The 12,848-nt window shown below is 46.0% G+C and carries 7 protein-coding genes; 4 read left to right on the forward strand and 3 right to left on the reverse strand.

Annotated features, from left to right (window positions below; genetic code table 11):
• Position 1: 1 nt before the first annotated feature.
• The gene (locus Q4A14_RS01320) at positions 2-1,867 is read right to left on the reverse strand and encodes a 2-oxoacid:acceptor oxidoreductase subunit alpha (protein ID WP_303169364.1); all 1,866 of its coding nucleotides are present in this window, start codon (positions 1,865-1,867) and stop codon (positions 2-4) included.
• Between the two features lie 551 nt (positions 1,868-2,418).
• On the opposite strand from Q4A14_RS01320, the gene Q4A14_RS01325 reads away from it, so the two are divergent.
• The 4 genes from Q4A14_RS01325 (at position 2,419) to Q4A14_RS01340 (ending at position 9,382) form a co-directional block, all read left to right on the forward strand.
• Positions 2,419-3,363 (forward strand): hypothetical protein, encoded by a 945-nt coding sequence (locus tag Q4A14_RS01325; protein ID WP_303169365.1) that lies wholly within the window; start codon positions 2,419-2,421, stop codon positions 3,361-3,363.
• Between the two features lie 173 nt (positions 3,364-3,536).
• Complete coding sequence (gene tyrS, locus Q4A14_RS01330; protein ID WP_303169419.1) at positions 3,537-4,829, forward strand: tyrosine--tRNA ligase; 1,293 nt, start codon at positions 3,537-3,539, stop codon at positions 4,827-4,829.
• Positions 4,830-4,951: 122 nt separating this feature from the next.
• Positions 4,952-6,202 (forward strand): uracil-xanthine permease family protein, encoded by a 1,251-nt coding sequence (locus Q4A14_RS01335; protein WP_303169366.1) that lies wholly within the window; start codon positions 4,952-4,954, stop codon positions 6,200-6,202.
• Positions 6,203-6,388: 186 nt separating this feature from the next.
• Positions 6,389-9,382: a glycoside hydrolase family 3 N-terminal domain-containing protein gene (locus Q4A14_RS01340; protein ID WP_303169367.1), complete on the forward strand. Its 2,994-nt coding sequence runs from the start codon at positions 6,389-6,391 to the stop codon at positions 9,380-9,382.
• Positions 9,383-9,695: 313 nt separating this feature from the next.
• On the opposite strand, the gene Q4A14_RS01345 is transcribed toward Q4A14_RS01340, so the two are convergent.
• Both Q4A14_RS01345 and Q4A14_RS01350 read right to left on the reverse strand, forming a co-directional pair.
• Positions 9,696-10,577 (reverse strand): OmpA family protein, encoded by an 882-nt coding sequence (locus Q4A14_RS01345; protein ID WP_303169369.1) that lies wholly within the window; start codon positions 10,575-10,577, stop codon positions 9,696-9,698.
• A 20-nt stretch (positions 10,578-10,597) separates the two neighbouring features.
• Positions 10,598-12,730, reverse strand: a complete 2,133-nt coding sequence (locus tag Q4A14_RS01350; protein ID WP_303169371.1) for an outer membrane beta-barrel protein — start codon at positions 12,728-12,730, stop codon at positions 10,598-10,600.
• Positions 12,731-12,848 lie beyond the last annotated feature (118 nt).

The following is a 12,848-nucleotide window of genomic DNA, read 5'->3' on the forward strand; positions in this document are numbered from 1 at the left end:
ATTATGCATTATTATCCATAATCTTACTAATCTCTTCAACAAGGCGTGTCACCTTGAATGGCTGTCCCTTCACGCGGTTAAATCTGATGATATTGAGGTGTGGAAGCTCGCCACCAAGATACTTGGCAAACTGACCCATGCTCTGTTCACAGACAATGACATTCTTGAAGCGTGACAACACCTCATTTGTATTGAGAGGCAGAGGCTTGATAAACTTAAACTGAGCAAACGCAACCTTGCGACCGGCTTTGCGCAACTGGGTCATAGCCGAATGAAGGTGGCCATAAGTGCTACCCCATCCTACGATGATATTGTCTGCATCTTCATCTCCAAAGACCTCGAGCTGAGGGATGTCATAAGCGATACGGCGTACCTTCTCTTCGCGGAGGTTGACCATGAGTTGGTGATTGTCAGGATCAGTAGAGATCACACTTGTCACGTTATCTTTTTCAAGACCACCGACTCTGTGCTCAAATCCCTTCATGCCTGGGATACCCCAATAACGCACCTTTGTTTCTTCGTTACGGAAATATGGTTTCCAAGGCGCTTCACCCTTATATTGATCTGCATATGGAGGCTTGATCTCAGGATAAGATGCGATTTCAGGTACTCTCCAAGCAGTAGCACCATTTGCCACGTAAGCATCCGAAAGCATGATGACAGGAGTCATGTGCTCAAGGGCTATCTTAGCCGCCATAAATGCTGTATCAAAACAGTCTGCAGGACTGAGAGAAGCAACGACAGGGATAGGCGACTCACCATTACGACCATATAATGCTTGTAGGAGATCAGACTGTTCACTCTTTGTAGGAAGACCTGTAGATGGACCACCACGCATGACGTCCACGATGACAAGAGGGAGCTCAGTCATCATTGCAAGACCGAGGGCTTCGCTCTTGAGCGCAAGACCGGGACCGGAAGTTGTAGTCACAGCAAGGTCACCGGCATAAGAAGCTCCGATAGCGGTACAGATACCTGCGATCTCGTCTTCAGCTTGAACTGTCTTGACTCCCATTGCTTTGAACTTCGATAGTTCGTGCAAGATGTCAGTAGCAGGAGTGATAGGATAACTACCGAGGAAGAGGTCACGACCGGACTTTTCCGATGCTGCGACAAGTCCGAGAGCAGTAGCCTTGTTACCATTTATATCTACATAGTGTCCGGGGAGGGCCTTCTTTTCATTGGCTTCGATGCGATAAGTCTTGGCAGAAAGATGGGTATTCGCACCATAATTGTATCCATCCACGAGGGCCTTGATGTTTGCACGGAGGACATCCTGCTTCTTGCCGAACTTCTTGGACAACATATCCTCTGCCGGAGTTATATCCTTGCTGAAGAGCCAGCAAATGAGACCGAGGGCAAACATATTTTTACATCTCACGATACCCTTCATATCGAGACCCGAATCCTTGAGCGAATCTTTGATCATCGTTGTGACAGGGACAGAGAGCACCTCTACGCCATTGAGGCCAAGTTCCAAAAATGGATCTCCGGATGTAAACAAAGCCTTCTGCAGATCATTTGCAGCAAACGAATCCTCATCGATGAGTACGATAGCGTTTTTCTTGATCTGTAAGGCATTCACTTTGAGTGCTGCCGGGTTCATAGCCACAAGTACGTCAGCGTAATCACCGGGAGTTAGGATACCCGATGTACCTATACGCACTTGGAAGCCCGACACACCGGAGAGTGTACCCTGCGGGGCTCTGATTTCTGCAGGATAGTCCGGAAATGTTGAAATCTCGTTACCTAAGATAGCAGACACGTCAGAAAAGAGGCTTCCTGTAAGCTGCATCCCATCACCTGAGTCACCCGAAAATCGTATTACGATTTCCTCACGACTCTCGATCATTGGTTCTTGATTCATTGGTCGAAAAAATTAGTGTATATATTAGATGGTTGTTTTTGTCCAACAATAGTACTTGTATTCAATTTCGCGTCAAAGTTAGTCATTAAAATGATATATAAGCACTAATCTTCAAGAATTTAATATCAACCAAAAAATTCTTCTATTTTTCCCCGATTATTTTTACACTTTTCTGCTTGTCCCGGACCTCTTTATCGACACTTTGGATTTAGTTTATAGCACTTTAGAGGGGATTGACTCCAATACTCACCATCCGAGAGCATCGATAAGAGCACAAAGACTCCGAGGTCAAAACCGCACTCCCTCACACAATTCTCTACGCTCACAAAAAGGTTGTCTAACTTGAGATGTCAAGTTAGACACATTGATTCATCAAGGTAGGCACATCGATTTCGAAGGTTCTACTTCTTGTTTTTTTGCACAGACCGACTCACGAGACTCAGACGGGCATACACTCATGCCGGTTTCCGCCTCAAAAGCAAGAAAACAGCTATATTTGCTGCAAGAAAATAAAATAAATTCTCACGAAATTTCAAAATCCAATCATCCGAATGAAATCCAGAATCCTTTCGGGCCTATCATATGCCCTTGTCACAACAATCCTCGCCGGAGGATGCACCGGAAAGACCAATCAAGACAACGCTCATACCGGAGAACTCAAAGGAAATGTAAAATCGTTCACGGAGAGTGAATACTTCGTGAACGAAGAGATCGACAAGGCAGAGATAGAAAATCTTATGGAGAAGGGATCCTATGCCTACGATGCTCAGGGCAATATCCTTGAATACATCTCATACGACGGCCAAGGAGACATCATCTATAAGATGATATATACTTATGACGAAAGAGGTAATATGATTGAGGTAGCATCTATCCTACCCGACAAGACTCTGAGTGAAAAGGAGACTTACATCTACAATGAGAATAATAAAGTCATCGAGAAGCACATATATACCTCCGATAACATTATAGACGAAAAGAGAGTATATACTTATGACAACAAAGGGATCTTGATCAAAGAAATGGCTTATGACAAGGATGGCTCTGTGAGTGAAAAGATCATCTTCGTCTATGACGACAAAGGCAATGAGGTCGAGAGAAGTTATCATAATTACGATGGGTCGACTGCCAAACAAACATCCATCTATGACGAAAGAGGCTATAAGATTGAGACTGTCTATTACACTTCTGAAAACGGATATGAGGGCAAGACACACTTTAAGTATGATGATGCCGGCAACGAAATCGAGTGGAGATATTATGAAGCTGATGACTCCTTCGGCAAAACGATAAAAATGGGCTATGATGACAAAGGCAACAGAACGGAAGAGACAGAATACGGGGCTGACGGCTCAGTGAGATACAAAAACATCTGCAAGTACGAATACGATGAGAAAGGAAATTGGATCAGACGCCAGAGGTTCACTCAAGATTCAGAGAACCAAAAGCTCATACCTCAATCTATCACCGAGCGTACAATAGAGTACTGGAATTGATATCATCTCCCGTCTCAAAATAAGAGAAGCCCGCGGTATCACAGAAGGCTCTAACCACGTTAATACAGTCGATAGTTTACATAAAGTCTTGACCATGGGCTATTAGCTCTTTTTGAGTATATTTGTACGATTTTTCACCTTAGAACTAACACATATAATATATAGCAATGAAAATCAACTTTGTAGAAGAGCTCCGTTGGAGAGGGATGATCAGCGACATGATGCCCGGCACTGAGGAGATACTCTCCAAGGAAATGGTCTCTGCTTACGTGGGTATAGACCCTACCGCAGACTCTCTGCACATCGGACACCTCGTAAGTGTCATGATGCTTAAGCATCTACAACGTGCCGGACACCGTCCCATCGCCGTCATTGGCGGTGCGACAGGTATGATCGGCGACCCATCTATGAAATCTGCCGAACGCAATCTCCTTGATATCGAGACGCTCCGCCACAACCAAAGGGCTATCGGTGAGCAGCTCAAGAAGTTCCTCGACTTCGACAGTAAGGAGCCCAATGCGGCAAAGCTGGTAAACAATTACGATTGGATGAAGGACTTCTCGTTCCTTGACTTCATTCGTGATATCGGTAAGCACATTACTGTCAACTATATGATGGCAAAAGACTCTGTGAAGAAGCGTCTATCGGGCGAAGGCAACAGCGGTTTGTCATTCACTGAATTTTCGTACCAACTCCTCCAAGGGTACGACTTTCTCTACCTCTATGAGCATGAGGGTGTCAGACTTCAGATGGGTGGTTCTGACCAATGGGGTAATATCACCACCGGCTCTGAACTGATCCGTCGCAAGATCCAAGGGGAAGCCTATGCTTTGACTTGTCCTCTGATCACAAAAGCTGACGGTGGAAAGTTTGGCAAGACAGAGAGCGGCAATATATGGCTTGATCGTCGTTATACATCGCCATACAAGTTCTACCAATTCTGGCTCAATGTCAGTGACGATGATGCTGCAAAGTACATCAAGATATTTACAACCCTTACACGGGAAGAGATAGTTGCTCTTGAGGCAGAGCAGACCGCTGCTCCACACCTACGCCCACTACAGAAGCGTCTGGCGGAAGAGGTGACGATCATGGTACACTCTCGTGAAGACTACGAGACAGTAGTCAAAGCATCGGAAATACTCTTCGGCGCAGGTACAAAGTCTACCATGAGAGAGATAGATGAGGAGACCTTCCTTTCCGTCTTCGAAGGAGTGCCAATGGCTGAAGTCTCTACGGATAAGTTTGATGGAGAGACCTCCCTCTTGGATTTACTCGTGGAAGACTGCGGATTTTTCCCCTCCAAGGGAGAGCTTCGCAAGCTCATTAAGAGCGGAGGGGTGAGTCTCAACAAAGAAAAGATACAAGATGAGCGTTATAACGTCACTAAGGAAGACTTGATCAACGGTAAGTACATGATCGTACAGCGCGGTCGCAAAAACTACTTCCTCGTCAAAGTCGCCTAAGATCTTGAGGTCACGTATGACACAAAAATCAATATGAGTCAAGGGGTGGTGCAGTTACAATGGTAACTACATCACCCTTTTTTACAGCACCAAAATAAATACCTGAATATATCGCAGATAAAATGGAACAACACGAAACGACAGTGAAACTGACTCCTGTCCGCAAAGGCATAGTCGGGGTACAGTTTTTATTTGTAGCTTTTGGGGCTACTGTACTTGTCCCACTCCTGGTGGGATTGGATCCCTCGACAGCTCTCTTCTCCGCAGGGATTGGTACTCTGATCTTCCACATGGTTACAAAGGGCAAAGTCCCCATCTTTTTGGGGAGTAGTTTTGCTTTCATTGCGCCGCTTATCAAAGCAACAGAACTTTATGGTCTCGAAGGTGCTCTTTTTGGCATTTTAGGTGTGGGGCTGGTGTACCTTGTCATGAGCGCTTTGGTGAAAGCTCAAGGGGTCAATGTTGTGAGAAGACTCTTCCCTCCCGTAGTTATCGGACCGGTCATCATCCTCATAGGTCTGAGTCTCTCTTCGGCAGGAGTCAACATGGCAAAGAGCAACTGGATACTTGCGCTTATCTCCCTGACAACTGCCGTTATCGTGACGATATATTCCAAAGGATTGCTGAAACTGATACCGATCTTTTGTGGTATAGCCGTAGGTTGTATTGTAGCTGCAGTAATGGGCAAGATGGATATGTCTGCGGTTGCGGATGCTCCTTGGTTTGGACTCCCCAAGCTGGCAATACCCAAAACGTTCTCTTGGGAACCAATCCTATTTATGATACCGGTGGCAATCGCTCCGGTGATCGAACACATAGGAGACGTCTATGTCGTGAATACAGTGACAGGCAAAGACTTTATCAAAGATCCGGGTCTACATCGGACTCTCCTCGGAGACGGACTCGCATGTATGGCAGCCAGCATCATGGGAGGACCTCCCGTAACTACTTATTCGGAGGTTACAGGTGCAATGTCGCTAACTAAAGTAACCGACCCTGCTGTCATACGTATCGCAGCGGTGACGGGCATAGTCTTCTCCCTCATCGGCAAGGTAAGTGCTCTTCTCAAGAGTATACCTGAGGCCGTATTGGGGGGTATAATGCTTCTCCTTTTTGGAACGATCGCAAGTACGGGGATTGTCAACCTCATGCACAATAAGATCAACATGACCGACACCCGTAACATCGTCATCGTATCGATCACCCTCACGTTGGGCATCGGTGGTGCAGTAGTCAACTACGGTAATTTCACCCTCTCCGGCATCGGTCTGTCAGCCGTGGTAGCTGTACTACTCAACCTCATCCTACCGAAACCCTGTAAAGACAAATCAAAAACAAAAGAGGAGTCAAAGGCAGAAGAGCAAGCAAAATAAACAGAGCTTTTTCGGGCACTGAAAAATATATCCCCCTTGGAAAAAAGATAACCATTCTCTTCAAGGGGGATTTCTCTATTCTACAAGTAGCCTGAAGAAGGCTTTATAAAGAATCGGGAGAAAGAGCAATACGAAGAGTTTTTCCTATCTTTGGCGAAATACAAAACTGCAAGGGACTTATTTACTATGCGATATACATATATACTTTTCTCTCTACTCCTTTCAATATCAACTGCATGGGCGCAAAGGATGCCCAACCTTCTGGCAGATGTCCAATCCCGAGCTTTTGAATATGCAGATTCGGTAATGAAAGGGATGAGTGATAAGGAAATACTTGCGCAATTTATCATGCCCATGGTATGGCCGACAACAGACCCCAAAGCGCTCAAAGAATGGGATGACATGGTAAGTAACAAAAAGTATGGAGGGGTACTCTTCCAAAAGGGAGATCCCAAAGTACAACTATCTATGATCAACCACATGCGCAAGAAAGCAAAAATCCCCATGCTCGTATCGGCAGATGCCGAATGGGGGCTTTCCATGAGACTCTCAAACACGTTGCGCTACCCCAAAAACACCATGCTCGGAGCAGCAGACGACACTTCTCTCACCTACCGATACGGCAAGGCTGTTGCTTATGAGATGAAGCGTATGGGAATACATATCAACTTTGCTCCGACAATAGACGTCAACAATAATCCCAAAAATCCCGTCATAGGTGTGCGGAGCTTTGGCTCTGATCCGGAGAAAGTTTCGGCTCTCGGGATAGCTTTTTCGATGGGGTTGGAGAGTGAAGGAGTACTTTCTTGCGCCAAACATTTTCCCGGTCATGGCAATACGGACGTAGACTCCCACAAAGGGTTACCAACGATCAAAGGCTCGAGAGAAGCTCTCGATGAGATCGAGTTAGCTCCGTTCAAGCAGTACATAAACAAGGGGCTTGGGGCGATTATGGTAGGTCATCTCAAAGTGCCTGCCCTCAAAACCGGAGCACGTCCTACCTCCCTCTCAAAAGCCGTGGTAACGGATCTACTAAAGCATGAAATGGGATTTAAGGGGCTCGTTGTCACCGACGGACTTGGTATGGAAGGAGCCCTTACAGATAAGTCTCTCTCGGTAGCAGTAGAGGCCTTCAAGGCAGGGAATCATGTACTCTTGGCATCTGTAAATCCAAGTAAAGATCTATCCTCCCTTCATGTAGCGTTGATGAGTGGAGAGATCAATCGCGAGGAGATGATCCAACGTTGCCGAGAACTGCTTGCCATCAAATGGGCGGTAGGAGCACATATTGCAACACCATTGACTGCTGAAAGACTTTATGAAGACCTATCTCCCACAGCTCACAAGGCATTGATAGAGGAGATCAATGACAAAGCGATGACTTTGCTGAAAAATGAGTCCAACACCATACCTCTTCCCTCTCCAAAAAGCGGAAAAGTAGCGCTTCTCAGATATGGATCACAAGCCTGTGGCACTTTGCTAAAAACAATGAAGAAGCATTCACAGATAGCCACATTCACTCTGACACCCACATCCTCTCAGGCTGAAAAGGACAATGTATATTCACAACTAAGAAAGTATGAGACAGTGATCATCGCCTTGACATCAGACAAACTCAAAGGTGAAGGTGAGCTGGTAGCTCTTGCAAAGGCGACCCGAACCGTATTGGTATGCATGGCATCACCGTACACCCTACTCTCTTTTGACAAGGTCATTCCACATTGTAAAGCCATCGCCGTGGGGTATGAGTTGACGACGGGAGCTCAACGGTCTATGGGAGACGCCTTATGGGGAGGCAAAACCTTTGAGGGGAAGCTACCCGTAGACCTCACCCCTCTTTTCAGATCAGGCATGAACAACACTACTCCCGAGACACGACTTGGAGAGTCTGAACCGGAACGTGTCGGTCTGTCCTCGTCGAGACTCAAAGAGATAGACAATATCGCTCTCGAAGGGCTCAAGAAAGGAGCATATACGGGTTGTCAGGTTTTGGTAGCCAAAGAGGGAAAGATCATCTACAATAAAGCCTTTGGAGTCAAAGGCAAGACAGACAAGGACAGTGTGACGACAGAGACATTGTATGACCTGGCATCAGTAACCAAGGCCATAGCCACGGTACCTCTGACGATGATAGCCTCAGATGCAGGGCTTGTAAATACGGATATCCCGATAGCACACTACCTGCCCTACCTCAAACACAGCGATAAAGACAGGATCAAGGTCTCAGATCTTCTTCACCACACAGGGGGGATGCCCGCAGGCATCCTTTTTTATCAGTCTCTCATAGATCCATCGTCATACACCCCACCCCTGATATCTCATCGTCGCAAGAAAGGCTACCCCACACAGATCGGACGTCGCAGCTATGCTCGCAAGGGCTTCAAGTATCTGAAACATCTCGTCTCCAAAGACTCTTCGGCCATATATCCGATACGCTTTGCTCCGAATATGTACCTACATTACAGTATGAGGGACACCATACGTGCGGCAATCAAGGAGGCAGAAATCAATCATTCAAAAAAGAAGTATAGGTACAGCGACCTTGACTTCCTATTGCTTCAGGATATACTTGAAGCTCAACAAGGGAAAAGGCTGGATACCCTTTTTGCAGAACAGCTTGCACAACCTCTCGGTCTGCACAGATTGCTGTACAGGCCTTATACGAGATTTGCAAGGAAGGAAATTGCTGTCGGGCAGAAAGACAACTTCCTACGACATATGGATTTGCGCGGGGATGTTGATGATGAAGCAGCAGCAATGCTGGGAGGGATAGCGGGCAATGCCGGTCTTTATGGCAACGCAGAAAGCATTGCAGTACTGCTCCAAATGTTACTCAACCAAGGACAATATGGGGGAGCAAAGATCATCCGCCCGGAGACAGTGAAAAAGTTCACGACAGCTCGACATCCACACTCTCCGTACGCTTTGGGCTTCGACAGACAACGAGCCAAAGGGGAGCAAAGTCCCATAACAGAGCTTGCGCCTGCGTCCACCTATGGGCATCAGGGATTCACCGGCACTTGTTTTTGGGTCGATCCTCAAAACAAATTGATCTATGTCTTCCTCAGCAACCGGGGAGCTCCCAAACGTTGGAATTCTCTTCTCCTCCAACTCAACATCCGCCCTCGTATCCAAGAGGTCATCTACCGATCATTTATAGCCCCCTATCCACATACGTAAAGATCAGGAGGAGAGAGCTTCCATCTCCACAAAAAAGATCACAAAAAGAAGATGTCTACCTTGATGAGTCAAGGTAGGCATCTTCTTTCATCAAGGTAGGCACATTGTTTTGTTACCTTCTATATCTTTTGTCAGATACCCAATAGACATCCCGATACTATTAGATCCGAAAAAGGAGACTCTTGAAGAAAGAAAGCTGATGCTTCACAAGGAAATTGTCGAGAGTCATTACAACAAAAAGGCGATGGACAAGCCATAAAGACTTATCCATCGCCGGGATTGTTTACTGAGTATCTCTCTATACTTTCGTTTCTTATCGGACAGTGCGGAGTTCGACACGGCGAGCTTCCTTCAACTGATCCTTCATGCTATCGATACCTGCTGGCACAAGGACAAGGCGATCTGCGTTGACACCCTTACTCTGCAGGTATTTAGCAACACTTTCGACTCTCCTCTGAGACAATCTGTTGTTGGCTGTCACATTACCTTCGGGCGAAGCATAGCCCTTGAGTTGCAGTTTCATTGAAGGATGCTGAGTCATAGTGAAGGCAACGTTGTCCAAGTCTGACTTAGCCATGTTAGAGAGTGTATGGCTACCGACATTGAAGAAAACCTTGCTGTCTATGACTACAAAGCTTGTAGCAGCATCGACCTCCTTCACGGCAGATACATTGTCTTCGGGGACCACATTGCTCTTTTGCAACTCGTCTGTAGCAGACTCAAGTGCAGAGATCAACTCTTGTATATTCTGTGAAATGCCCGGATCACTCACGCGTGCAGGCACACTGTCCGAAATGCGTAGGACCGGAGTAGTACCGGTGCTTCCTTGAGTGATGATATTTTGTATCACCGTAGGATCTACCTTTCCATTGGACTGTGCCAAGATTAGCGTCATGAGCATCTTCTCCATACGATCCATGCGAACTTTGTATTCATCTATGTATGAGTCTCGGAGCGCTTGATCAAGTAGACGACGCTTGAGAGTCTCTATCTTGAAGCTCTGCACCATGCGATCGGTGGCTCTCGCCTTGATATGAGGCGCACGAGCTTCGATGATCATCTTAGTGATGAGCATCTCTGCTTGCTCGCGTGTGATGGGCAAGTAGCGATCGTCATCGTTACGCTCCACCTCTTGGGCAAAAAGCCCAAGAGATGATAGCGTTATTGTGATAAGTATAATGGCTAACTTCTTCATAATTCTATACATACTGATGATTAGAATTTGAATCTATAACCTACTGCCAACTGATTGTGCTTGAATAGATTTCTTGCTGAATAGTCAACGAAAAGGGCACCGTTGCCAACAGTCTTGACGTTTGCACCAACGATGATGTTTGTACCTGGATCGACACCATTACCATGGTTGAAGAGTCCAAGACCAAAACCTACGTATGGAGTAAACTTATCAGACTTGACGAAGTCCATGTTGTAGATCACGTTGCCTGATAAACCATATCCGGTCTTGCTGCCAAGGCCGAGATAAAGCTCAGGCATGAAGTCGAACGCAGAGTTACCTATCTGCATGAACCCACGTACACCGAGATTCACATTAAATGCACCTCCAACATTGACACCACCGAATACAGCATAACGATTCATCAAGTAAGAAGAGCCATCCTGAACATCAACCTTGACTGCTTCAGCAGAGGTTGCTGCAGGCGCAGCTGTAGTGTGTACAGGCACCACGGTTTGTGTTCCGGGGGTGACAACAGTGGTAGTTGTAGTCGCACCTGAACCAGACTTCTTCACCATCTCGCTGTGATTACGATCAAGCTTAGCGGAGATCTCAGTGAGGATCTTAGCGATTTCAGGAGTGTTGTCAATAGAAGTCTTTTGCTCCTTGCCCTTTGCTGTCATGGCAGAAAGGAGGACACTTGTTTCATCCTGAGTAAGTCTTGCTGTGATGAGATCCTCTTCCTTGCGTACCTTTTGGAGGATACGCTCTACCATTTCCTCAAATTCCTTTTGAGTCATACGATCATTAGCTCGCTCACGGCGCTCAACTTCCACTCGTTCTACTCTTTCTCTTTCCACTCTATCTACAACCATCTCACTTCTCATTTCATTGATACGATCATTATCGTACTCAGAAGTTGCCTCAGTTGCCCTGCCATAGATAGGAGCCTTTGCAGGAACACCAAGGTTGAAACGAACGCCGGCAGTATACATGTGGTTATTGATAAGTTCAGAAGGCTTTGACACCTTTGTCACGTCCTCTACTTCAGCACGGTTAGTCATCAACATAGCGTTGTATGTACCATAAAGAGCGATGAAACGAGATACCGGGATCTCAATACCTGCTCCTGCAATGGCCATAAGGTTGCTCTTCTTGAAAGCCTTGTCGCCCTCAACGTCCAAGTAACCGACACCAAGGCTGAGATAAGGAACAATACCACGTGGGTAATTGAGACGAGTGATGATATTAGCCCCATACATCTTCATGTCCTTGTTGAAGTCGATGTTGAGAGTGTTAGGTTCCTTTGTTGCTTGGTAGTAGAAACCACGGATACCAACAAGTGAAGAGAGATCAAAACCTGCAGCCCCCCCGACAAACCATTGGTCAGCACGATCGATCTTGCCGCTGAAATCCACAAATGCTACGCCCGGCTCAAGGACAAACTTTGGCCCGCGGAAACCATCTGTGAAGAGGCTATAATATGCACGACCTTGCTTGTCCCTTGGGGTAGTGTTTCCACCCAAATAGAAATCAAGTGATGCCAATGCTGCCCAATTGCCCCATCTCGCATCTTTGTCTGTTTCTGTAGGATTGAAGTAGGTATTATCTGCATCCATGTTAAAGCGGATGTTGCGTGCTTCAAGAGACAAAGCCATACGATCAGAGAGGCTTAGCTTGAGACCGGCACCGAGACTTACATAAATCTGCTTCTCCTTGACATCTGCATCAGAAATAGCACCACCAAGGTTGTCAGACTTAAACGGAGTGTAGTCAAATATCTGCACACCTGTACCGGCTGTGACATAAGGAGAGAAGAGTGCATTACCAAAAAGATTAATCTTTGCTTCACCACCGATACGAGTGATATCGATCTTTGAGCCTTCAAGTTTATTGAGGGTTTCTTCGTTAAATACGTTCCATGACTTATCTTGAAGAGCGCTCTTTGGATCAAGGGACTTTTCAAATGTTCCTCTCAACTCGAAGAATCTACCGAAACCAAAACCAACCCTTGCACCCCAAAATGGAGTGTTCTTCAACGCGATATTACTATTCCACCAATTGTACTCAACAAATGGAGATACAGTAACACTCACATCCTTCACCTGAGCTTGCGCTCCGGTAAGCGCTAGCGTTGCCAGCGCACTTGCTAATAAAAATTTTCTCTTTCTCATAATATTCTTTAAATTCGTTCTGTGGATTAGGGCTACGTTTTTACATGGCCTGAAACAAAGATAGGAATAAGAGTCTGAAATATACAATTATTTTGACCTTTCTTTTAAATCGTACATA

Origin of the sequence: Porphyromonas sp., from assembly GCF_030529325.1 — a bacterium.
In the GTDB taxonomy this organism is placed as follows: Bacteria; Bacteroidota; Bacteroidia; order Bacteroidales; family Porphyromonadaceae; genus Porphyromonas_A.

Coding starts and splice junctions, on each gene's coding strand:
- Q4A14_RS01345 (WP_303169369.1), bottom strand. CDS start 10,577: ATGAAGAAGTTAGCCATTATACTTATCACAATAACGCTATCATCTCTT.
- Q4A14_RS01335 (WP_303169366.1), top strand. CDS start 4,952: ATGGAACAACACGAAACGACAGTGAAACTGACTCCTGTCCGCAAAGGC.
- Q4A14_RS01320 (WP_303169364.1), bottom strand. CDS start 1,867: ATGAATCAAGAACCAATGATCGAGAGTCGTGAGGAAATCGTAATACGA.
- Q4A14_RS01325 (WP_303169365.1), top strand. CDS start 2,419: ATGAAATCCAGAATCCTTTCGGGCCTATCATATGCCCTTGTCACAACA.
- Q4A14_RS01340 (WP_303169367.1), top strand. CDS start 6,389: ATGCGATATACATATATACTTTTCTCTCTACTCCTTTCAATATCAACT.
- Q4A14_RS01350 (WP_303169371.1), bottom strand. CDS start 12,730: ATGAGAAAGAGAAAATTTTTATTAGCAAGTGCGCTGGCAACGCTAGCG.